This window comes from Thermoanaerobacter siderophilus SR4 (assembly GCF_000262445.1).
Lineage (GTDB): Bacteria > Bacillota > Thermoanaerobacteria > Thermoanaerobacterales > Thermoanaerobacteraceae > Thermoanaerobacter > Thermoanaerobacter ethanolicus.
In genome coordinates this window covers 2,457,974-2,480,596 of sequence record NZ_CM001486.1, presented here as the reverse complement: position 1 = coordinate 2,480,596, position 22,623 = coordinate 2,457,974, and the positions used below count along the sequence as shown (strand labels likewise).

Annotated in this window: 21 protein-coding genes, 1 tRNA gene, 1 other RNA gene and 5 pseudogenes; 22 read left to right on the top strand and 6 right to left on the bottom strand. The window is 33.0% G+C overall.

Annotation, left to right across the window (positions count from 1 at the left end):
* The 9 genes and pseudogenes from rnr to THESIDRAFT1_RS12305 all read left to right on the top strand — a co-directional run bounded on the left by rnr (position 1) and on the right by THESIDRAFT1_RS12305 (position 6,905).
* A pseudogene (gene rnr, locus THESIDRAFT1_RS12340) lies at positions 1 to 2,164 on the top strand (ribonuclease R).
* A gap of 109 nt (positions 2,165 to 2,273) precedes the next feature.
* On the top strand, positions 2,274 to 2,744 hold the full coding sequence (gene smpB, locus THESIDRAFT1_RS12335; protein WP_006570534.1) for an SsrA-binding protein SmpB: 471 nt from the start codon (positions 2,274 to 2,276) through the stop codon (positions 2,742 to 2,744).
* Between the two features lie 3 nt (positions 2,745 to 2,747).
* Positions 2,748 to 3,100: a transfer-messenger RNA gene (gene ssrA / locus THESIDRAFT1_RS13110) on the top strand.
* Positions 3,101 to 3,111: 11 nt separating this feature from the next.
* A tRNA-Ala gene (locus THESIDRAFT1_RS12330) sits at positions 3,112 to 3,187 on the top strand.
* A 250-nt stretch (positions 3,188 to 3,437) separates the two neighbouring features.
* The gene (locus THESIDRAFT1_RS12325; protein ID WP_006570533.1) at positions 3,438 to 4,130 is read left to right on the top strand and encodes a DUF969 domain-containing protein; all 693 of its coding nucleotides are present in this window, start codon (positions 3,438 to 3,440) and stop codon (positions 4,128 to 4,130) included.
* A 25-nt stretch (positions 4,131 to 4,155) separates the two neighbouring features.
* On the top strand, positions 4,156 to 5,112 hold the full coding sequence (locus THESIDRAFT1_RS12320; protein WP_006570532.1) for a DUF979 domain-containing protein: 957 nt from the start codon (positions 4,156 to 4,158) through the stop codon (positions 5,110 to 5,112).
* Positions 5,113 to 5,138: 26 nt separating this feature from the next.
* On the top strand, positions 5,139 to 5,750 hold the full coding sequence (pcp, locus tag THESIDRAFT1_RS12315; RefSeq protein WP_019907597.1) for a pyroglutamyl-peptidase I: 612 nt from the start codon (positions 5,139 to 5,141) through the stop codon (positions 5,748 to 5,750).
* 24 nt (positions 5,751 to 5,774) lie between these two features.
* Positions 5,775 to 6,023: a gamma-glutamylcyclotransferase gene (locus THESIDRAFT1_RS12310; protein ID WP_463281340.1), complete on the top strand. Its 249-nt coding sequence runs from the start codon at positions 5,775 to 5,777 to the stop codon at positions 6,021 to 6,023.
* A gap of 195 nt (positions 6,024 to 6,218) precedes the next feature.
* Entirely contained in the window at positions 6,219 to 6,905 is a 687-nt protein-coding gene (locus tag THESIDRAFT1_RS12305) for a Crp/Fnr family transcriptional regulator (RefSeq protein ID WP_003869488.1), read from the top strand.
* A gap of 361 nt (positions 6,906 to 7,266) precedes the next feature.
* On the opposite strand, the gene THESIDRAFT1_RS12300 is transcribed toward THESIDRAFT1_RS12305, so the two are convergent.
* Both THESIDRAFT1_RS12300 and THESIDRAFT1_RS12295 read right to left on the bottom strand, forming a co-directional pair.
* The gene (locus THESIDRAFT1_RS12300) at positions 7,267 to 7,773 is read right to left on the bottom strand and encodes a type 1 glutamine amidotransferase domain-containing protein (protein WP_003869487.1); all 507 of its coding nucleotides are present in this window, start codon (positions 7,771 to 7,773) and stop codon (positions 7,267 to 7,269) included.
* A gap of 69 nt (positions 7,774 to 7,842) precedes the next feature.
* The gene (locus tag THESIDRAFT1_RS12295) at positions 7,843 to 8,223 is read right to left on the bottom strand and encodes a LysR family transcriptional regulator (protein WP_006570530.1); all 381 of its coding nucleotides are present in this window, start codon (positions 8,221 to 8,223) and stop codon (positions 7,843 to 7,845) included.
* A gap of 103 nt (positions 8,224 to 8,326) precedes the next feature.
* On the opposite strand from THESIDRAFT1_RS12295, the gene THESIDRAFT1_RS12290 reads away from it, so the two are divergent.
* The 3 genes and pseudogenes from THESIDRAFT1_RS12290 to THESIDRAFT1_RS12280 all read left to right on the top strand — a co-directional run bounded on the left by THESIDRAFT1_RS12290 (position 8,327) and on the right by THESIDRAFT1_RS12280 (position 11,083).
* Positions 8,327 to 10,144, top strand: a complete 1,818-nt coding sequence (locus THESIDRAFT1_RS12290) for an NAD(P)/FAD-dependent oxidoreductase (RefSeq protein ID WP_006570529.1) — start codon at positions 8,327 to 8,329, stop codon at positions 10,142 to 10,144.
* Between the two features lie 12 nt (positions 10,145 to 10,156).
* A pseudogene (locus THESIDRAFT1_RS12285) lies at positions 10,157 to 10,748 on the top strand (alpha/beta fold hydrolase).
* Between the two features lie 119 nt (positions 10,749 to 10,867).
* The gene (locus THESIDRAFT1_RS12280; protein WP_004406807.1) at positions 10,868 to 11,083 is read left to right on the top strand and encodes an ATP-binding protein; all 216 of its coding nucleotides are present in this window, start codon (positions 10,868 to 10,870) and stop codon (positions 11,081 to 11,083) included.
* Between the two features lie 310 nt (positions 11,084 to 11,393).
* On the opposite strand, the pseudogene THESIDRAFT1_RS12275 reads toward THESIDRAFT1_RS12280, so the two are convergent.
* A pseudogene (locus THESIDRAFT1_RS12275) lies at positions 11,394 to 12,627 on the bottom strand (M48 family metallopeptidase).
* A 146-nt stretch (positions 12,628 to 12,773) separates the two neighbouring features.
* On the opposite strand from THESIDRAFT1_RS12275, the gene THESIDRAFT1_RS12270 reads away from it, so the two are divergent.
* From THESIDRAFT1_RS12270 to THESIDRAFT1_RS12255, 5 genes are all read left to right on the top strand, one after another.
* The gene (locus tag THESIDRAFT1_RS12270; RefSeq protein ID WP_006570526.1) at positions 12,774 to 14,462 is read left to right on the top strand and encodes a B12-binding domain-containing radical SAM protein; all 1,689 of its coding nucleotides are present in this window, start codon (positions 12,774 to 12,776) and stop codon (positions 14,460 to 14,462) included.
* Between the two features lie 64 nt (positions 14,463 to 14,526).
* On the top strand, positions 14,527 to 15,258 hold the full coding sequence (locus THESIDRAFT1_RS12265; protein ID WP_003869478.1) for a glycerophosphodiester phosphodiesterase: 732 nt from the start codon (positions 14,527 to 14,529) through the stop codon (positions 15,256 to 15,258).
* A gap of 1 nt (position 15,259) precedes the next feature.
* Positions 15,260 to 15,874: an MFS transporter gene (locus tag THESIDRAFT1_RS14410; RefSeq protein WP_003868820.1), complete on the top strand. Its 615-nt coding sequence runs from the start codon at positions 15,260 to 15,262 to the stop codon at positions 15,872 to 15,874.
* A gap of 14 nt (positions 15,875 to 15,888) precedes the next feature.
* Positions 15,889 to 16,464 (top strand): MFS transporter, encoded by a 576-nt coding sequence (locus THESIDRAFT1_RS14405; protein ID WP_244262673.1) that lies wholly within the window; start codon positions 15,889 to 15,891, stop codon positions 16,462 to 16,464.
* A gap of 62 nt (positions 16,465 to 16,526) precedes the next feature.
* Positions 16,527 to 17,051: an O-acetyl-ADP-ribose deacetylase gene (locus tag THESIDRAFT1_RS12255; protein WP_006570524.1), complete on the top strand. Its 525-nt coding sequence runs from the start codon at positions 16,527 to 16,529 to the stop codon at positions 17,049 to 17,051.
* Positions 17,052 to 17,105: 54 nt separating this feature from the next.
* Here THESIDRAFT1_RS12255 and THESIDRAFT1_RS12250 read toward each other — a convergent pair whose 3' ends face one another.
* Entirely contained in the window at positions 17,106 to 17,915 is an 810-nt protein-coding gene (locus THESIDRAFT1_RS12250) for an undecaprenyl-diphosphate phosphatase (protein WP_004403992.1), read from the bottom strand.
* A 129-nt stretch (positions 17,916 to 18,044) separates the two neighbouring features.
* Between THESIDRAFT1_RS12250 and THESIDRAFT1_RS13105 the strand changes: the two are divergent.
* Positions 18,045 to 18,328: pseudogene (locus THESIDRAFT1_RS13105) on the top strand (pro-sigmaK processing inhibitor BofA family protein).
* 80 nt (positions 18,329 to 18,408) lie between these two features.
* Positions 18,409 to 18,609, top strand: a complete 201-nt coding sequence (gene sspI, locus THESIDRAFT1_RS12240; protein ID WP_006570521.1) for a small acid-soluble spore protein SspI — start codon at positions 18,409 to 18,411, stop codon at positions 18,607 to 18,609.
* Positions 18,610 to 18,638: 29 nt separating this feature from the next.
* Here sspI and THESIDRAFT1_RS12235 read toward each other — a convergent pair.
* Positions 18,639 to 19,993 (bottom strand): annotated as a pseudogene (locus THESIDRAFT1_RS12235) (hypothetical protein).
* A 96-nt stretch (positions 19,994 to 20,089) separates the two neighbouring features.
* On the opposite strand from THESIDRAFT1_RS12235, the gene THESIDRAFT1_RS12230 reads away from it, so the two are divergent.
* Together THESIDRAFT1_RS12230 and THESIDRAFT1_RS12225 are read left to right on the top strand one after the other, a co-directional pair.
* Positions 20,090 to 20,356: a DUF1294 domain-containing protein gene (locus THESIDRAFT1_RS12230; RefSeq protein WP_003869470.1), complete on the top strand. Its 267-nt coding sequence runs from the start codon at positions 20,090 to 20,092 to the stop codon at positions 20,354 to 20,356.
* Between the two features lie 101 nt (positions 20,357 to 20,457).
* On the top strand, positions 20,458 to 21,636 hold the full coding sequence (locus tag THESIDRAFT1_RS12225; RefSeq protein ID WP_006570519.1) for an FprA family A-type flavoprotein: 1,179 nt from the start codon (positions 20,458 to 20,460) through the stop codon (positions 21,634 to 21,636).
* A 17-nt stretch (positions 21,637 to 21,653) separates the two neighbouring features.
* Here the strand turns inward: THESIDRAFT1_RS12225 and arsC are convergent, their stop codons facing one another.
* Entirely contained in the window at positions 21,654 to 22,070 is a 417-nt protein-coding gene (gene arsC, locus THESIDRAFT1_RS12220; protein ID WP_483027936.1) for an arsenate reductase (thioredoxin), read from the bottom strand.
* A gap of 143 nt (positions 22,071 to 22,213) precedes the next feature.
* On the opposite strand from arsC, the gene THESIDRAFT1_RS12215 reads away from it, so the two are divergent.
* Positions 22,214 to 22,522 (top strand): hypothetical protein, encoded by a 309-nt coding sequence (locus tag THESIDRAFT1_RS12215; RefSeq protein WP_003869468.1) that lies wholly within the window; start codon positions 22,214 to 22,216, stop codon positions 22,520 to 22,522.
* The last annotated feature ends 101 nt before the right edge of the window (positions 22,523 to 22,623 follow it).

Sequence of the window (22,623 nt, the reverse complement as noted above, 5' to 3'; positions counted from 1 at the left end):
ATGAATGTGAAGGAAAAACTTTTAGAATTAATGAATGAAGAAGATTATAAGCCTTCTAAAATAGAGGAAATAATGAAAATATTAGGGATAGACTATAGTCAAAAAAGCATTTTAGAAAAAATATTAAAAGAGATGGAAAAAGAAGGACTTGTTTTTAAAACAAAACGAGGTAAATATGCTCTTCCTGAAAGATTAGATTTGGTCAAAGGTAAGATTGAATTTCATTCAAGAGGCTATGGCTTTTTAATTCCCGAAGATAGCAATATAAAGGACATATTCATACCTGTAAGCGGCATGAACGGTGCAATGCATGATGACACTGTTTTGGTAAGAGTTACAAAAAGGGTGGATGGAAAGAGTGAAGAGGGAGAAGTTGTAAAAATTCTCAAAAGGGCAAATACAACTATTGTTGGAACTTACGAAAAAAGTAAAAATTTTGGCTTTGTAGTACCAGACAACAAAAAGATCCATCAAGATATATTTATTCCTAAAGGAGAAGATAAAGGCGCCAAAACAGGCATGAAAGTTGTAGCCAGAATTACTAAATGGCCTGAAGGAAGGCGAAGTCCTGAAGGGGAGATTATAGAAATATTAGGGTATAAAGGAGACCCTGGTATAGATGTAATGTCCATTATAAGGGAATATGATATTCCTGAAATTTTTCCTAAAGAGGTTTTAAAGGAAACAGAAGAGATATCGACAGAAATTCCTGAAGAAGAAAAAAAGAGAAGAATTGATTTGACTAACTTAAACTTTGTCACAATTGATGGAGAAGATGCAAAAGATTTAGACGACGCAGTATGTGTTCAAAAAACTTTCAGAGGAAAATTATCTTTTATATGTGAGTATTGCAGATGTGAGCCACTACGTAAAAGAAGGTTCTCATTTAGATAAAGAAGCATTAAAGAGAGGATGTAGTGTATATTTCATTGATAGAGTAATACCAATGTTGCCACCTAAGTTATCTAATGGTATTTGCAGTTTAAATCCGCAGGAAGAAAGACTGACTCTCACTGTTAAAATGAAAATAAACTCTCAAGGAGAAGTTGTAGACCATGAAATTTTTGAAAGCATTATAAAAAGCAAAGAGAGAATGACATATACAAATGTTTACAAACTTTTAGAAGAAAATGATGAAGAATTAAAAAAGAGGTATCAGTACCTATTGGAAGATTTTAAACTAATGAAAGAGCTAGCTCTTGTTTTGCTAGAGAAAAGGAAAAGAAGAGGCAGTGTAGATTTTGATTTTCCTGAAGCTAAAGTAATAGTAGACGAGAAAGGTAAGCCAATAGATATTGTAAAAGTTGAAAGAAATATAGCTCACAGGATAATTGAAGAATTTATGTTAGCAGCTAATGAAACGGTAGCGGAGCACATGCATTGGTTAAATGTACCTTTTGTTTATAGAATTCATGAACATCCGGATATAGAAAAGCTGATTGCTTTTAATAAGTTTATTCACAATTTGGGGTATCATATAAAAGGAATTGAAGGAGGACAAATACATCCAAAGTCTTTGCAAGAGTTAATAAGACAAGTGAGAGGAAAGAGTGAGCAAAGAGTTGTAGAAACTTTGCTTTTAAGGTCTTTAAAAAGAGCAAGATACAGTCCAGAAGACATTGGCCATTATGCTTTGGCGACCCAATATTATACTCACTTTACTTCCCCCATAAGGCGATATCCTGACCTTATAATTCATAGGATAATCAAAGAATACATAAATGGAAAATTAACAGAAAAAAGGCAACGCCATTACAACAGAATTTTAAATGACATTGCTTTAAAATCTTCTGAGAGAGAAAGAGCAGCAGAAGCTGCAGAAAGAGAAATAGAAGAATTAAAGAAAGTAGAGTACATGGCAGATAGAATAGGGAATGTTTATAAAGGGATAATTTCCAACGTGACAAATTACGGATTTTTTGTAGAACTTGACAACACTGTGGAAGGGTTAGTAGATGTTGCTTCATTGGAGGATGACTATTACCATTTTGATCCAGAAAGATATGTTTTAATTGGTGAAAAGAGCAAAAAAGTTTACTCTATAGGTAAAGAGGTTTATGTAAAAGTTGTTCATGTAGATGTGGATAGGAGAGAAATAGACTTTGTTTTAGCAGAAGAAGAAAAAGATAATTTAGAGATTGGCTTAACCGAGCATAAAAGCTGAAACATATATTGACACTATTTAAAAATGTGTTATAATATAATAGCGATGAAGGTGCCCTATTTGTGACACACAAGTAGGGCAATTTTCTCCTAAAGAGGGTGTTTAAAATTTGGCGAAGGAAGAAATTAAAATAATCGCTCAAAACAAAAAAGCTTACCATGATTACTTCATTGAAGAAACTTATGAAGCAGGAATAGTGCTTAGTGGAACTGAAGTTAAATCTATTAGGATGGGGAAAGTCAATTTAAAAGATAGCTTTGCAAGAGTTGAAAACAACGAAGTTTATCTTTATAATATGCATATAAGTCCTTATGAAAAAGGTAATATATTTAATAAAGACCCCTTAAGGACTAGAAAATTACTTCTCAATAGACATGAGATTAATAAACTAGTTGGTTATGTGACAAGGAAGGGTTACACTTTAATTCCTACAAAGCTTTATTTAAAGCGAGGCCTTGTCAAAGTCGAATTAGCTGTAGCGAGAGGTAAAAAACTCTACGATAAGAGAGAAGATATTGCGAGAAGAGATGCAAAAAGAGAATTAGAAAAGCACTTTAAAGAAAAACAATTAGGCATATAACATGGGGGTGTACTGGTTTCGACGGGGGCAGTCGAGGTAAAAGTAGCGAGCCGAGTTGTCCGCCAGCTCGTAAAAATGGTGGAGTAAAAATAAACGCAGACAGAGAATTAGCTTACGCTGCCTAATTTAAGGTAGCCGTCCAACCTGAAATGCCCACGTTTCAGGATTGGGCGTCAAAAAAGTGGGGAACTGGTTTTGCTCAGGCTTCGGGGCAAAACCGGAACTTATGAAGCTACCGAGGCGGTTATCCTGTCGCTGGGAGAACCGCTGAGGGAAAGTTAAAACAGCGACTGCGCTCGGAGAAGCTTTTACTGTGACGCCTTCGGACCGGGGTTCGACTCCCCGCACCTCCACCAAAAATAAATATGGGGCTGTAGCTCAGTTGGGAGAGCGCCACAATGGCATTGTGGAAGTCGTGGGTTCAAGTCCCATCAGCTCCACCAGAAAATACTGAAAAATAGATGCACTTAGGGTTCATTTGCCTAAGTGCTTTTCTTTTTTACTACAAAATTGTTGTAATGGCCTAAAAAGATATAAAAGTTTATACATAAGTGTCATGGTAAAAATAGGATTTACAGGATTTATAAATAATTATGACTAAAAATTTATAAAATTGTAGCCGTGGCCACAGTTTTATTTATGTATTGTGATATAATTACAAAAAAATAAATCCATTTTAAAGGGGGATAGTTTATGATTAAGTTAATTGGTATTTTAATCATTATTGTGGGATTTATCTTGAAGCTCGATACTTTAGCAGTGGTTTTAATTGCTGGTATTGTGACTGGCCTGGTGGCAGGGGTACCTTTTCCTAAAATTGTAGAAATTTTAGGAAAAGCTTTTGTAGACAACAGATACATGTCTATATTTATTATCTCATTGCCTGTAATTGGAATACTTGAAAGGTATGGTCTCCGTGAAAGGGCTGCATATGTAATAGGAAAAACAAAAGCAGCTACAGTGGGAAAAGTAACTGCTTTATATTTAGTACTTAGGACATTGGCAGCGATGTTCGGCTTAAGGCTTGGGGGACATGTACAATTTATACGACCTTTGATATTACCTATGGCAGAAGGGGCAGCAATGAATAGATATGGCGAAATAAAAAGCGAAGACCATGAAAGGATTAAGGGCTTAGAAGCTGCAGTAGAAAACTATGGTAATTTCTTTGGGCAGAATGCTTTTGTTGCAGCAGGAGGTGTTTTGCTAATTGTTGGTGTATTAAAAGAATTAAACTATACTGTAGAAGCTTTAGATATCGCAAAAGCGTCAATACCTATCGCGTTAATAATAATGGTAGTTGGCACTTTGCAGTTTTTCTATTATGACAGAAAATTTGATCAAAAGTATGGGATAAGAGCGAGGGCCAAAAAAGAAAATAGGTAAAATGTTTAGGAAGGAGGAGTATTGAATGCTTAAGGAATCTTTAACTGAAATCCTATACATTATGATGGGCATAGTTTCTTTTTACTCAGCGTATGCTACACTAAAAGAAAAAAATCATCCTTCAAAAATCCCTACTGCTTTATTTTGGGGGTTATTAGGAATAATTTTTACATTTAGTCGAATAGGCTTATTGTGGGGTAATAAAAACATTTATATACCTGATATATATACAGGATACATGGTTATTGTATTGACTCTATTATCTGCATTTCGATTAGTCAAAATTGGAAAATTTGACGAATCAACCTCAGAATTTAAAGAACAAATGTCACAAAAAATTGGCAATCTAATTTTTGTTCCAGCTTTGGCTCTTGGCATAGTTACATTTATTGTTGCTCAAATATGGACAAAACAACTTGGCTCTCTTGTTGCATTTTGGATATCAACTGTAGTAGCTGCAATTTTAGCATTGGTGATTACAAAAGGGAAAGTTAAAGAAATGGCTGATGATGGTAGAAGATTACTTGAAGTAGTAGGACCTATAAGCATTTTACCGCAACTTCTTGCTGCTTTAGGAGCCGTTTTCACAGTTGCAGGTGTAGGTGAAGTAATAGCAAGTGGGATAAAGACAATTATTCCTCAGGGTAATATACTTTTAGGGGTAATTGCTTATTGTGTAGGAATGGCTCTATTTACAATGATAATGGGCAATGCTTTTGCAGCATTTGCGGTTATTACAGCAGGAATTGGAATTCCTTTTGTAATAGCTCAAGGAGGGAATCCGGTGATAGTAGCGGCTTTAGGTATGACAGCAGGATATTGTGGAACTTTAATGACACCAATGGCAGCAAATTTTAACATAGTTCCGACTGCAATATTGGAAATGGAAGATAAGAAATATGGAGTTATAAAATATCAAGTTCCTGTAGCTATTGCCATGCTCATTATTCACATAGTACTAATGTATTTTTGGGCGTTTTAATATTTTTATGAAAGGGTGATATGATAATGAAAATACTCGTAACAGCTTTTGATCCTTTTGGGGGGGAAAATATTAATCCTTCTTATGAAGTATTAAAAAACTTGAAAGATAATATAGAAGGTGCGGAGATAATTAAGATTCAAGTTCCTACTGTTTTTTATCTTTCTGTTGAGAAAGCAATAGAAAAAATAAAGGAAGTTAAGCCGGATGCAGTTCTAAGTATTGGACAGGCTGGCGGACGATATGATATAACTGTTGAAAGAATAGCGATTAATATTGATGATGCTAGAATTCCAGATAATATAGGGCAACAACCAATTGATACCCCGATTGACCCTGAAGGTGCTCCAGCTTATTTTGCTACTATTCCCATAAAAGAGATAGTAGAAGAGATAAAAAAAGAAAATATACCGGCATCAATTTCTAATACAGCAGGTACGTTTGTGTGCAATCATTTAATGTATGGAATTCTCAATTATGTTCACAATAACAGATTAAATATTAAAGCAGGCTTTATTCACATACCTTATTTGCCAGTGCAAGTTTTGAATAAGCCTTATACTCCTTCCATGTCTTTAGGGGATATGGTTAAAGCTATAGAAACTGCTATAAAAGTAATTGCAAAAAAAAGTAGATAGCAGTTATTTAGGAGAAACAAAAAAATTATTTGTATATGGGGAGAGATTATTACTTTCTATGATGATGGCAGCGTTTTGCCAAGTATTGATGAATTAGAGTCGTATTTTGGAGATAATCATGAAATTATGTATCTGAGAGAAAAAAGAGAAGTGTTTTATGAGGATGGCAAGAAAGAAGATGTAGATATTTATGTATATAAAAAGGACATAAAAAACGAGCCTCATATTTATATTGCAACGGGTGATTGGAGGGTATTTTTACTAAATAGATGAAACTATTTTAGGCATGGGGATTTTATGCTCCATGCTTTTTTGATATAAAAGATCAAAATATAGAAATATAATTTTGAAAATAGTATAATAAATTTTAAGGTTGACTTTTTTAATTAAACATATTGTAAAAATAGTAAAATTGTTGGTGCAATTTTTATTGTTTCAAACAGGAGAGAAGTGGGGAGCTGAAAGGGGATGACTATAAGTTCGGTATATAATGAAATGTTTGATATAAATCGACAGAAAGATATGAGAAAATTTTTCCTTAATATAGCTATACAGGGATATAAAAAGAGTTTTTTGAAAAATGAAACTATAACAATTAATTATAACAAACCATATATTGCCATAATAACAAAAGGGTTGATAAAGCAATTTATTTCAAATAAAAATGGAAAGATAAAAGTTCTTTATTTGCTGCAACCAGGGGAAATATTTGGAGAATTTTCCTATTTAGGAGGAGGATTTGATTTAATTGAAGGTCAAGCTATAAAAGATAGTGAAATATCTATTATTTTTGAAGATAAATTAAGTTCTATTCTGGAAACAAATCCTGATATGTATAAATATATTGCTCATAGCATGAGCAGAAAATTTAGAATTGTTACTATGCAGATGAGCGATTTGATTTTCAAAGATTCAATGGGAAGACTGTGCGATTTTCTAATTAGATTATTCTATCAACAAGGCAAGAAGATAAAAAAAGGTTATATAATAGATATTCCTTTAACCCATGAGAATATTGCCAATTTAATAGGATGTGATAGAGTAACGGTTACAAAAGGACTAAATAAGTTAAAAAAAGAAGGTTTAATTGAGATAGATGGAAAAAAGATTATAATAAAAGACCTTCGCTACCTTGAAAATTATGCGGATTCATAACATTTAAGCATGATATAATAAATAACAACCCCGCCTTAAGTGGCGGGGTTACAGACTGTAGACAAACTTTCGTAAAGGAGATATTTTGCATAAGGAACGACTTGTGACAAAGCGGCAACAAAACTTAGCGAGACCAAGGGTGGAGGCAGGGCCGTAGCCACGGATGGCGGAGGCGGGCACTAAGACAAGGATGTCGAATGTGCCCGGTACCCTGCCGGAACCCGAAGGTCGAGTTTAGTTTTGTCGCTTTGGAACATCGGAGTGACGATGCAAAATATCTCCTTTGAATATTTTTTAACTTTGTCAACAAACTGCAACCCCGCCTTAAGTGGCGGGGTTAGTAATTTGTGAAACATATAGTTCACTTAACCTTTTCAATTATGGCTTTTACAAAAGCTACCAAATCATTTGGAGTTCTGGAGGTTATTAAATTTCCATCTACAACTACTTCTTCATCTACATACTGGGCTCCTGCATTTATTAAGTCATCTTTTATTGAGAAAAAGCTTGTCACTCTTTTTCCTTTTAAATTGCAAGCGGAAGCCATAATCCAGGGGCCGTGGCAAATAGCCGCTATGGGCTTTTGCAGTTTGTCCATTTCTTTGACAAAATTAATAGTGTCATTACATCTCCTCATGTAATCAGGTGAATAACCTCCAGGGACTATTACTGCATCATAATCTTTGGCTTTTACATCTTTTGAAGCATGGGTGCTTTTCATTGGATATCCATGTTTTCCTGTATATACTTTGTCTTTTTCTGGACCTATTAAATGTACTTCATATCCTTCTTCTTTAAGTCTATAGTATGGATATAGTAGTTCTGGTTCTTCATACATATTCTCAATTAATATAGCAATTTTTTTCATAAGAATTCACCTCTTAGGATTTTTATGGTTAATATTATTGTAACATTTATGGCAACTTATGTCAAGAAATTAAAATTGTGAAGGGAATTCTTTAAGGTAAGACAGGAATTCATTAAATAAAGGGGAGGGGTATTTGTCTTTGTTTCCCACTGTTGTACTTGCCCCAATGCGAAGCTTTCCGGCTTTTAAGTTTGAAATATCTAAAAGAGTACTTTGGGCTTCCTCAACTAAAGAAGATATTCTTTTAGCGTATTCTTTTAAAACTTCTCCTGCATATGTCAACAAAAGTTTTTTGCTCATTCTTTCAAATAATTTTACATTTAGTTCCTGTTCTAATTCAGAGATTGTTTGGCTTATTGAAGGCTGTGTCATATAAAGCTTTTTTGCTGCTTTTGACATGCTGCCACTTTCGCAAACTGTCAAAAAAATTTTCAGTTGCCTTAAATTCATATTAACCACCTCATAAGTTTTCACTTATATGTTGTATAAAATTATATTATTTTACTTATGTCAATGCAAGTTTTAAAATATAACTATGAAAGAGGTGGTCAATGTGTTATTAAAAGAAGGGAAAATAGGGAATATTAAGTTAAAAAATAGGATAATTATGTTGCCTACTGTTACAAATTTATCAAATGAGGGTTTTGTAAGCGAAAGAGAAGTAGAATATTATAAAAGAAGATCAAAAGGTGTCTCATTGGTCATTGTGGGTGCAAGCTATGTAAATAAGCTGGGGAAATTCTTTGTAAATCAAATAGGAATAGATGATGACGACAAAATACAGGGACTTAGAAAATTATCGGAGGTAATTCACCAAAATGGGGCACAAGCTGCTATTCAGCTTGCAATGCACAATCCAAAATACAAGCCATCAGATTTTACAAAACAACAGATACAGGGCTTTGTACAAGATTTTGTAAGTGGAGCAATAAGGGCGAAAAAGGCTGGTTTTGATGCTGTGGAGTTGCACTTTGCCCATGGTTGGTTTGTAAATCAATTTTTATCGCCTGATACAAACAAAAGGACTGACGAATACGGAGGAAATTTTGAAGGAAGGACAAAGTTTGCACTTGATATATTGCGAGGAGTTAAAAAAGCTCTTCCGGATATGACAGTAATTTGCAGGATTAATGGCAGTGATTTTACAGATGGAGGCTTTTCAATCGAAGAGAGTGTAAGATTCGCAAAACTGTTAGAATACCATGGTGCTGATGCTTTAGATATATCGGGAGGTGTATCTTCCACATCAGAATACCATATCTCTCCTATGGGGATTGAAGATAAGCCTTTAATTGGAATTGCAAAGAGGATAAAGGAAAATGTAACTATACCTGTTATAGCGGTTGATAAGCTGGGCAGTGTTTATGATTGGGAAAAAATTTTAGAAGAGGGTATAGCTGATTTTATAGGCATAGCCCGAGGACTTATAGGAGATCCGGACTTAGTAAAAAAGTTGATAAAAGGACAAGAAGATATAAGGTATTGCATTCACTGCAATCAGGCGTGTATTGCATACATTCAAAAAGGACTTTCTGTTTCTTGCATGATTAATCCAGAGGTAGGTAGAGAAAAAGAATTTGAAGTAAAGACCGATAAACCTTTAAATATAGCTGTAATTGGCGGTGGACCTGCTGGTATGTCCGCAGCTAAATATCTCGCTAAAAAAGGCCATAATGTTACTTTGTTTGAAAAAGAAAATAAACTTGGTGGACAACTAAATGTAGCAAAAGTTCCTCCCCATAAACAAGAGATAGGAAAAGTTATCGAATATCTGGAAAATGATTTAAAGAAATACAATGTCAAAGTATATTTAAATAAAAAAATAAGTTTAAATGAAATAAAAGAAATGCCTTATGACAAAATTGTCATTGCTACAGGCTCAAAGCCAGCTAAAATCAATTTAGATGCAGATATAAAGCCTTACACGGCTATTGAAGTATTGGAAGGAAATATTCCAAAAGGAAAAGATATTGCAATAATTGGTGGAGGCCTTACTGGACTTGAAACAGCCGAATACCTTGCTGAAAAAGGGAAAAATGTTACAGTTTTAGAAATGAAAGGAGAAGTTGGCGAAGGGATATACCCAATGGTTAAAAAACTGCTTTTAAATAGATTAAAAGAACTTAAAGTTGATATAATCACAAATGCTTTAATAAAAGAAATATCTGGGGGGAAACTCATGTATACTTCCAAGGACACATATAAAGTAGTCAAAGTGGAGGATGTAGTTTTAGCAGTTGGAAATTTACCTGATACTGAATTTGAGGAACTAAAAAATGAGGACAGATATTATTTCATTGGCGACTGCAAAACTGTTGCTTCTGCAGTAGAAGCGATAAGGGATGGAGCAGAGCTTTCACTCATTATATAAGAGGTGATTCAAATGGTTATAAAAAATGAGTATGTAGATATAAAAGGAAACAAAATCCATTATTTAGAAGTGGGTGAAGGAAACAATAACGATATAGTTATGTTATTACATGGAAAAAGGTACAATGCCTATGATTGGATAAATTCAGGGATAGCTGAAAATTTGTCTAATGAAGGATTTAAGGTGATATGCTTTGAGCTTCCCGGATATGGTTCTTCCCAAGAGTGCGATTTAGAGAAGGAAGAGGCTTTACTAGAATTTGTAAAAAACTTAAATATCCCTTCTCTTCACCTTGTAGCTCCCTCTTTTAGCGGGGAGATATCTATAAAATTTGCACTCAAATATGGCAATATGCTTAAAAGTTTGACAATTGTGGATAGTATAAATATAGATAAATACAAAGAAAAATTAAATGAAATATATGTAAAAACATTGATTGTATGGGGGAAGAAGGATGAAATTGCACCCTATGAATTTGCAGAAATATTAAAAAATAATATTAAAAACAGTGCCTTGTTTGTGTTTGAAAATTTAGGACACACCTGCTATTTTGATGATGCCAAAAAAATTCTCTGAGGTGTTGATAAATTTTATAAGTGCATAAATTAAAGGGGCTGTCTTTAGGATGGCCTTTTTTTTATGTTGACAAATACAAAATTTCGTGTATAATGTATACATGATACCCCTAAACAGAGGGGGAGTATTTTTAATGGAGGTAGAATCATGAGAGTAGCAAGAATCGATGAAAATATATGCGACAGGTCACCTTTTTGTCCAGCAGCAATGAGTTGTAGATTTAAGGCTTTTAAAGTTACGTTTGGAGGGTCATTTAGGATAAACATAAGCATCGATGAAGAAAAGTGCACAGGGTGTGGTGTTTGTACGAGATATTGTCCTCATGGAGCAATTGAACTTATAGATAGAGAAAAAGCTTCATAAAAATAAGGCACACTTAAGTGCCTTATTTCAGACTGTAGACAAACTCTTTATGATATGTTGGCATTTTGCATAAGTGTAGCGACTTGATAGAGCAGTAACTAAACTTAGCGAGGCTGAGAGGCGAAAGCGGGGCCGAAGCCAAGGATGGCGGAGGCGGGCACTAAGTCAAGGATGACGAATGTGCCCGGAACCCCGCTTGAGCCCGAGGACGAGCGCTAGTTTAGTCTGCGATATCACCGGAGCAAACGATGCAAATGCCAACAAAAATAGAACTTTGTCAACAAACTGAGATAAGGCACAAACAAGTGCCTTATTTTACATTTGCCTTTTCTACTAATTTAATCCTATGCATTGTAGAAGGATGAGAATAAGAAAACCATTCTATAAAAGGCGGCGGAGCTACATCCAATAAACTTTTTTTAGCAAGGTCAATCTGAAGTTTTATTACAGGTTTTTTGTCGTGAAGGTACTCTACAGATAGTAAATCTGCTTGTTTTTCCATCTGCCTTGATATGTAATTTTGTATTGGAGTTGTGTCAAAATTTATAAGTAGTATAAACAAATATATCATCGCTAAAACTGCAGGAGTCATTCTTTTACCATAAGGGAGAAATAGGCTTGAGTGAATTAAAATATTAAGAAAATAAAGGCCTATTACAAGTCCTACTATGCCTATTAACATACTTTTTAATACGTGATTTTCTTTCCAATGACCTGCTTCATGAGCTATAACTGCCTTTATTTCATCCTCTGGATAATTTTTTAATAATGTATCATACAATACAATCCTACTTGTCTTTCCAAATCCATAAAAGTAGGCATTGGCAAGAGTAGTCCTTTTACTTGCATCCATTTCTTGAATCTTATCTATTTTTATTCCCGCATTTTTTTGATATTTCCTTTACCATGTTTATTATTTTTTGGTCTTTGATTGGGGTGAATTTATTAAATAAAGGTGCTATAAAAGTAGGATAGACGTAAATTTGCACAAACATAATTATCGTCAAAAAGACTGCAGCACTTACCCACCAGTTATTAGGCCATTTATTTAGAGCCACAAATAAGAGCAATACTCCCATTGACGAAAAAACAAAGTCTAAAGCCGCACTTTTAAAATAATCACTCCACCAAGAAACCATTGTCTGTACAGAGAAACCCCATTCAACTTGAACAGAATGGCTTAAAAGGCTAAAGGGTAGAGATATTAACCTTAAAATTACCCATAAGGCAATGAAATATAAAAAGACATTCACATAGTATTTACCTGAAGCTAATTTTTCGGTATAGTATGAAAGCTTGATAGCATTATTCCCAAATACAAGCCATAACAAAAAAGCTGCTTTTGTCAAAAAAGAAGTTATGTAAATCAATCGATTTATTTTGTGATACTTTTGCGCTTTTGATATTTCTGCAGGGGAAAAATATTTGTAGACTTCATGAGGTATATTTCCTGGAAATAATGTATAATAAAGGTATAAAACAGAAAATATTGTGGCAATTAATATAAGTATCAGCCACAATTTATTGAATTTTATAAAAGCCATAATCTTCAATCCTTTCACAAAGTTTTACCTAACAATATTATATCTCATTGGAGGAAAAAATAGTTGTGCAAATAAAATTATTTGCTTTTTTGTATAAATACTTATATTATATATTTGTAAAATGTAGTAAAATGCGAGGGATATATATGAAAACACTTCTTGTAGGAATCAATGCAAAATATTATCACACAAATCTTGCTATAAGAAATATAAGAAAGTTTTGTCATCCTTATGATATAGAGATTTTTGAAACTACTATAAATGACAGTACAGATTTTATGCTAGAAAGTGTTGTAGAAAAGGAACCAGACGTAGTAGGTATATCTTGTTACATATGGAATATAGAAATAGCATTAAATTTGGCTGAAAATATAAAAAAGATACTTCCGAAAGTAATATTGATTTTGGGGGGACCTGAGGCTTCTTATGATGTAGATAATCTTTTGTCAAAAGGCTTTGTAGATTACATAGTTTTAGGGGAAGGGGAAATTGCTTTTAAAGAATTATTGGAAGCGTTAGAAGGAAAAAGGGATATAAAAGAAGTTGCAGGAATTAGCTATAAGGTTGATGGGCAAATAGTAATTCAACCACAAAAAGATTATGTCAACTTAAATGAAGTTCCCATATCTTATGAGGAAAAGGAAGATTTGAGCAATAAGCTTGTGTATTATGAGACTTCAAGAGGTTGTCCTTTTAAATGTGCTTATTGTCTTTCTTCTATTGACAATAAATTGAGATATGAAAGCCTTGAAAAAGTCGAAAGGGATTTAAAGTGGTTTGTAGATAAAAATGTGAAAATATTAAAACTTATTGATAGGTCTTTTAATTCAAATAGAAAGAGAGCAAGAGAGATTTTAAATATTATGAAAAAAATAGGTGGAGATACTGTATTTCACTGCGAAGTTAACCCTGAGCTTGTGGATAAAGAGTTTATAGAAGAATTAAAAGGGTTGGAAAAAAGAATACAGTTTGAAGTAGGAGTTCAGACTACAAATAAGAATAGCCTAAAAAAAATATCTCGTATTACTGCAGTTGAAAAAGCCTTGAGAGGAATAAAACTGCTTAGAGAAGCGGGAATAAAACTGCATGTAGATTTGATAGCGGGACTTCCTGAAGATAGCTTTGGGACTTTTAGTAAAGCTTTTGATGATGTGTATAATTTAAAACCTGATGAAATACAGTTGGGATTTTTAAAAGTATTAAAAGGTACTCCTTTAATGAGAAAAGTGGGGGAGTTTAAAATAGTTTATGATAGTAAGCCCCCCTATGAGGTCTTGTATACAAAGGATATTAGTTATCAAGAGTTAGTCATTTTAAAAGGTATAGCATTCCTTTTGAACAAATATTATAATTCTGGAAAATTTAAAAAAACTCTTGAATATTTGGAGAATAAATTTGAAAGGCCATTTGACTTTTATCTTGAATTTTATAAGTACTGGAAGGAAAACGAGCTATTATATAAAAATCATTCATTAAAAGCCTTATACGATATTTTATATAAATTTTCTATTGAAACACTCGATGTCGATGAGGATTTAATAAAAGACATTATAAAATTTGATTTTTTGTATTTTAATGCTGCCAAAGATTTACCTGATTGTGTAAAAGAAAAATATGAGAAAGGTCAAGAGATTTTTAAAAAGTATCTTAAAGATGAAAATTGGTTGAAAAAAAATCTTCCACAAGCTGTTGGACTTTCCAGTCTTGAATTGTCAAAGAGAGTGACTTATGAATTTTTTAAACACGATGTGACAGCAGATTTTAAAAAAGAAAATTTAATAATAATTTTCCTTCATGAAGAAGAACAAACTTATTATACAAAATTAATTTTGTGAATTTGTTTTTAAAGGTAAGTGTGATAAAATTTGTATAGTAATTGAAAAATGAGGAGGCATATTTATGAAACCTTTAGTAATCGCCCATAGAGGAGATTCAAGAAATGCTCCAGAAAACACATTAGCATCTTTTAAAAGGGCTTTAGAAATGGGAGCTGACGGTATTGAATTGGACGTGCAGCTTACTAAAGATGGACAACTAGTAGTGATTCACGATGAAAGGGTAGACAGGACTACAGACGGAATTGGCTTTGTTAAAGATTTTACTTTAAAAGAGCTTAAGAGGCTAGATGCTGGCATAAAATTTGACAAGAAGTTTGCAGGGGAGAGAATACCAACTCTTTATGAGGTTTTTGAACTCATTGGACATAAAAATTTTATTATAAATATAGAGATAAAAAGTGGAGTTGTACTTTATCCAGGAATTGAAGAAAAGCTTATCAAAGCGATAGAGGATTATGACTTTGAGGATAGAGTAGTTATTTCTTCTTTTAACCATTATAGCTTAAGGGATGTAAAGAGAATGGCACCGGAGTTTAAAATTGGGCTTCTTTATCAATGTGGGCTTGTAGAACCATGGCACATGGCAATACGAATGAAAGCGTATTCTCTGCATCCTTTTTATTTTAATATAATACCTGAATTAGTAGAGGGATGTAAAAAGAATAATATAAAATTATTTCCTTGGACTGTTGATAGGAAAGAAGACATGGAAATGATGATAAAAGCAGGTGTGGATGCAATTATCACTGACGACCCACAAACTTTGATAAATCTTTTAGAGAAGGGAGAATAATATGTCCTCGCGATTGAATTATTTGAAGATATTTAATTTAGGCCTTGGTTTTATGGTAATTTCCATGATTTGGGCAGCATATAATGCCTATATGCCCATTTTTCTTGGTAATTTTACAAAAAGCAATACTTTAATTGGGTTTGTAATGAGTTGGGACAACATTGCTAACCTTTTTATACTTCCATTTTTTGGGGCTTTAAGCGATAATACGCGAACAAGAATAGGCAGGCGAATGCCATATATACTTGTAAGCATGCCTCTTGCTGGCGTTTTATATGCTTTGCTTCCACTTCAGACAAAACTTTTATCGCTTCTTGTTATAGATTTGCTGTTTAACATTGTTGTAGCTACGTATAGGACTCCTATGGTAGCTTTAATGCCAGATATTGTAGAAGAAGAGCACAGAAGCAAAGCTAATGGAGTCATAAATTTTATGGGAGGATTAGGTTCATTAATAATATTTTTTATTGGATCTCAGCTTTATAAAATAAACAAAGCATATCCCTTCTTTTTGTCAGGGATTTTATCATTAATTATACCTATAGTTTTATTTTTAACAATTAAAGAACCTAAAATAGTTGTTAATGAGGAAAAAAAGAAAAACAGAGTATTTTAAAGGCCCTTGCAACTGTGGTAAAAGATCAAAATAAAGCACCCTTTTATACTCTCCTGTCAATTTTTATGACAATTGCGGGTTTTGCTGCAGTTGAAACTTTTTTCACAAGGTATTGCAAAATAGCTTTAGGGATAGACGAAAGTGTTTCTTCTTTTACAATGGGTTTTTACGCTTTGGCATTTTTAGTTTTTGCTTTACCTGCTGGATTTATAGCTACAAAAATAGGGAAAAGAAAAACCATGATGATTGGAGCTTTTGGACAAGGAATTTTATTTTTAATATTTATGATAGTACGTGATTTTAGGACAATCCAAATTTTGATGCCTTTTGCTGGAATGTTTAATGCTTTATTTACAATAAATTCTTATCCTCTTGTAGTGAGCTATACTTCAGCTGAAAAAATAGGGACATATACAGGACTTTATTATTTCTTTTCATCCCTGGCCGCAATAGTTACTCCTTCCTCTTTTGGAGCTATTATGGATTTTATAGGATTTAACAAGTTATTTTTAGCAGCATCTATATGTTTATTTATATCTTTTGCTTTTCTATGGATAATTGGTGAAAAATATGAAAACACAATGTCGTGAAAATATCAGTTTTTTGTGATATAATTTTAAGCGTAAATAAAAATTAAAATTAGGGTGATGAAATGAAAGAGAGAATAAAATTAATAAAGGGGAATATTGTGGATCAAGAAGTAGATGCTATTGTAAATGCTGCAAATTCTTCTTTATCTGGAGGTGGTGGGGTAGACGGAGCTATTCATAGAGCGGGTGGCCCTTCTATCGCTGAGGAGTGCAGAATTATAAGAGAAAAACAAGGAGGATGCCCTACAGGTCATGCGGTTATAACTGGAGCAGGTAATTTAAAGGCTAAATATGTTATTCACGCTGTTGGGCCTATATGGAGAGGCGGCAATCATAATGAAGATAATTTATTAGCAAGTGCTTACATAGAAAGCCTTAAATTGGCGGATGAATACAATGTAAAAACTATAGCTTTTCCCTCTATAAGCACAGGAGCATATGGTTTCCCTGTGGAAAGAGCTGCAAAAATAGCTTTAAGAGTAGTATCTGATTATCTTGAAGGTAGCAATATAAAAGAAGTGAGATTTATACTTTTCAGTGATAAAGATTATGAAGTATATTCAAAAGCTTATGAGGAATTGGAATAAATAAAATAAATAAAAAGGATAGGCCATAAATGGGTCTACCCTTTTTTGTTTTTATTATTTAACTATCTTTTCAGATATTAGAAGTAACATAAGTAGTCCTACAATTAGCCTATAATAAGCAAATGGTTTTAAAGGATGTTTTGCGAGATAGGACAAAAATTTATCTACTACAAATAAAGCGGTTATGAAGGACATTATGAATCCTACTGTAAGAGCTTCCCATTCCAATAAGGACATGGCAGTAAAACTTTTGATAAGTTCAAAGCCTGTTGCTGCCAACATTGTAGGTATAGCTAAAAAGAAAGAAAATTCTGCAGCTGCTTTAACTGATAAACCTACAAGCATACCTCCCATTATAGTAGAAGCAGACCGTGACATTCCAGGGAAAAGAGACATAACTTGTGCTATACCTATCCAGAAAGATTTTTTTGTGTCTACTTTGTCCATGTTGTCAATTTTATATCTTTTTCCGAAAGTATCTTCTATGACTATCATCATTATTGCACCTACAATGAGGGCAATTGCTACAGTGAAGGGCGAAAATAAATGCTCTTCAATGTATTTGTGAGTAAATAATCCTATAACTGCTGCTGGTATAAAAGCTATAAAGATTTTGAACCACAAATTAAATCCCCAATCTCCAGGTTTTAAATTTTTAAGAGAAGCAAATATTTTTCCCTTGTAATAATATACAACTGCTAAAATAGCTCCCAACTGAATGACGATTTCAAACATTGTAGCAAATTTTCCGGTAAAATTAATAAAGCTTCCTACAATGATTAAATGTCCTGTAGAGGAGATGGGGAGAAATTCAGTTAACCCTTCCACGATTCCCATTATAAAAGCTTTGATTAATAGTTCCATTACCATACCCCTTTGTCTTAAATTTTGTAACCTCTATTATTTTATATGATTAATAAGGACTAATCAATCAAAAAAATGTAAATTTAATTTATTTTTAATTTGCAAAATATGATATAATGTAATCAAGATATGAGAGGTGATTACAGGGTGATGGAAGGGACTTTTTCGTTTATTGTTGCTATTTTAATATTAGTTTTTATTTTATGGCTTTTAGGTAAATCTCTAAGGTTGATGGTAAAGTTTGTATTAAATGCCTTAGTGGGTTTTGTGATGCTTTTGTTTTTAATTTTTTTGGTGTTCTATTTGGGATTTACTTGCCTGTCAATATAATTACTTCATTTATTACAGGAGTTTTTGGAATAGCAGGTATAGCAATTTTGCTGATTCTTAAATATTTATTCCATGTCATATAGGTTCCTTTTTAGGAACTTTTTTGTTTATTATTTTTTGTTTTGGGAATTATATTAGTGAATCTTACAATTGGAGGTATGTTATGGACATAAAAAAAGCTGTGCTCGACAACTTAAAAGGAAGAACAAAAGAGGAAATCAAAGGGTTTATACAGGAGGTTGTTGACAGAAAAGAGGAAAATGCAATACCAGGATTGGGGGTGATTTTTGAGGCGATATGGGAAAAAATGACTGATGAAGAAAAAGACAGTATGATGAATTTGATAATGAGGGGAATATCTTAAAAGCCGAGGTTTAGTCCTCGGCTTTGTAATTATAATAAAAATATTGTAACAAGATATGCTGCTATAAGACCTGCTATTGCAGGTACCATGTTTTTTTAGCGATTTTTTCGGCTTCTACGTCTATTACTGTAGAAACAGCTACGGTACTCCAAGGTATTATTGTACCACCTCCTGTCCATATTGCGACTATCTGCCCTATAGAAGCTAAAATTGCTGGGTTTAGATTTAAAGTTGAAGAAAAAGTTTTAGCAATAGCACCTATTAAAGGAAGTCCAGAAAATCCAGAGCCGGATAAACCAGTCAGAACTCCTAATGAAAATTCTAATAAAGAAACAGTGTACTTATTTAATGGAATGTGCTGAGATAAATACATTCCTAAATCTACAAGATATCCTTTTGCATGAGGACTTATAACTTCCTTTGCCATGCTTGTTTCTCCAAGGAGAAAAAAGGCGCTGATGACTATAATTGGGGCAAAAGTTCTCATTCCAGTTATGAAACCTTCTCTTAAATATTCGCGGGTTTTATCTAGAAAATTTTTTTGTACTAAAGTAGAGGCAATTAAAACTATTATAGATGTTCCTCCTATCAAAGCAGTGGCCGCGTTAGAGTGAATTCTAAATAACAGCATCAAAATTATGTCTAAAATAAAAAGTCCTACTGCGATTATTGAAACCACCACACTACTAAAAGGAGGAGAAGGCTTGTCAGCATTATTAATGTCTAAATGATTGTTTCGCTGTTGTTTTTTACTTTGCTGCAATGTAATAAAATAAAGTATAAGAATGCTTACAGCTGAAGCTGTAGCCCAAATAGGTAAACTTGCCAATATTAATGTGTGAATTGGTATACCTGTTGCCCTAGCTGTTATAGAGGGAGCTCCTTGTATGAAAAAGTCTCCTGATAATGCTGATCCAAAGCCAAAAATTGAAACAATAGAGGCAAGGCTTACTTTGTCAATACCCGATTTTAAAGCGGGATTGATGAGAACCGCACCGATTAAGCCGACTGCAGGGGCAGGCCATATAAAAAATGATAAAAACATCGTTAAAAAACCTATTATCCAAAAAGAAAAAGTAGGAGTTTTTAAATATTTTATAAAAGGTTTTGTTATGATTATATCTGCGCCTATGTCATCTAAAGCTTTTGACATAGATATTATAAGAGATATTATTACTACGATTTGCCACAACCTTTTTCCTGACACAAAAATTGCAGTGTAAAGTATTTGAACTGCTTTTAAGATATTTCCAGTTGATAGAAATCCAATTAAAAATATTGCTAATATTATGGGTAAAATTATATCTTTTCTCATTAAAAGTAAAATCAATATAATTAAAATCATTATTAGATATGCTATGTGGGATGCAGTCAAGGTAACCATTTCAACACCTCTCAATATTTTTCATAGTTTTATGATAGCTATATTTTGAGTTTTTATACCTTTTATAAAGTGGTATAATTGTTATGAGGTGTTATAATGAACAAGATTGCAATGATTGCTTTATTAACTTTAAATGTATTTTCTTTTGTTTTAATGGGTATTGATAAATATAAAGCGTTACATAAACTTTGGAGAATAAGTGAAAAGACCTTTTTCTTTTTAGCACTATTTGGCGGTTCAATAGGCGTATGGCTCGGTATGTATTTTTTTAGACATAAGACAAGACATAAATTATTTACGATAGGAATACCCTTGATTATTTTTTGCCAAATTTTATTGTTTTTTTACATAAAAGTTTGGTAAAACAATGCATATAATAAAAACTTGCAAGAAAAACTATTTTTTTTATAAAAGATTATTTGCTATAATATAGTTGAGAAATTAACAAATAGGAGGGGACATCGATGAAAGCAATGACTATAAAACCAGGAGTAAGTAAAATTGGCGCAGTACATTGGGAGAGAAGATTATTCGACTCTTTAATACCCCTGCCAGATGGTACGAGTTATAATGCTTATTTGGTAGAAGGAAAGGATAAAATAGCCCTTTTAGATACTGTAGATCCGATGACTTCGGATGTTTTGATAGAACAGTTAAAGGATGTAGAAAAAATTGATTATATAATAGCACATCATGCAGAGCAAGACCATTCGGGATGTATTCCTTTAGTCCTTGAGAAATATAAAGAGGCTAAGGTGATATGTACTCCTAAAGCAAAAACTTTTTTAATGGATTTACTTTTAATACCTGAAGACAAATTTATTACTGTAGAAGACGGTGAAACTTTAGATTTAGGAGGAAAGACGTTAAAATTCATACATGCCCCGTGGGTACATTGGCCAGAAACAATGTTTACTTACCTTGTAGAAGATAAAATCCTTTTTACGTGTGACTTTTTAGGTTCCCACCTTGCAACTTCTGAACTTTATGCAACAGATGAGTGCAAAGTGTATGAGGCAGCAAAAAGATACTATGCAGAAATAATGATGCCTTTTAGAAACTTTATAGAAAAGGACTTAGAAAAAATAAAAGATTTAGATATAGATATAATTGCTCCCAGTCATGGTCCTGTGTACAATAACCCTAAATTTATCTTAGATGCTTACAATGAATGGGTTTATGCAAAACCTAAAAATATAGTCGTAATACCTTATGCTACCATGCACGGCAGTGTGAAAAAAATGGTGGAATACCTACAGACTGCTCTTGTGGCAAAGGGCGTCATTGTAAAGCCTTTTGATTTGTCTGTTACAGATATAGGTGAATTGGCTATGGCATTAGTGGATGCTGCTACAATAGTTATAGGTACTCCAACAGTACTTACAGGTGCTCATCCAATGGTGGTTTATGCTACTTATTTGGCCAATGCTTTAAAGCCGAAGACAAAGTTTGTTTCAATTATAGGCTCTTATAATTGGGGTAGCAGGGCACAAGATCAGCTTTCTCAAATGATTACCAATTTAAAAGTAGAGGTTATTTCACCAGTTTTCATAAAAGGATTCCCAAAAGAAGAAGACTTTAAGGCTCTTGATAAGTTAGCTGAAGAAATAGTGAAAAAACATGAAGAGGCTGGAATTTTATAATTTAAAAGCACTCGTGATTAGTGCGAGTGCTTTTTTATGTCTTCTATCAAATTTTTTACATTTTCTTTGATTATATCTCTTATTTCACGAAATTTATTTAAAACTTCTTCTTCTGTGCCTGTTGCTCTTGCAGGGTCTTCTAAGTCCCAATGGAGGCTTTTTATTGAAGGAGGCAAAGCAGGACATTTATCTCTTGCATCACCACATAAAGTTATCACATAATCTGCTTTAAAAAGGATATTTTCATCCAATAAATCGGAAGTTTGATTGCTTATGTCAATTCCTATTTCCTTCATAACTTGTACAGCTTTTGGGTTTAAACCGTGAGCTTCTACACCACCACTATATACTTCAAAATCATCTTTTCCATAATATTTGCCAAAACCTTCTGCCATTTGACTTCTACAGGAATTGCCAGTGCATATAAAATACAAAATTTTTTATTTTTTGACACGTAACATCCCCCTTTTTGTTTATTCACAAATTATTATAAATGATTGTAGATTATAAAACAATCCGCTTTTTGTTAAGAATATGTTAAATTCTTTTGAGTAAAATAAAGTAGAGGTGATGTTTAATGTTGAATTATCCATACGGGCAAAATTCCATAGCGCCTGGTATAATTGTTACACCAGACAATGGAAATGCAAATTTAAAAGTACCTACAGATACATTTAGTATATATGTAAATGGGAAATATGTGGGAGAAAAAATCCTTATTGCACAAGGAGATTTAGGGGAAAACTCTGTAAAAGAGTACCTTATGAATCAAGGTTTTACGGATTTTAGTTATACAATTGATGGAAAAAATATTTATATAGACACCTATGAAGAAAATGCTAAAAATATGATAAATTATTTAAAAGTGTATTTAAGAATAAGGTAAAAGGGACTAAAATAGGTCCCTTTTTAAAATTTGTTATATTGCAGATAAAAACAAGGGAAAATAATAGTGTAAAGGTATTAAGCAGGGTTTTTCCTTGCTTT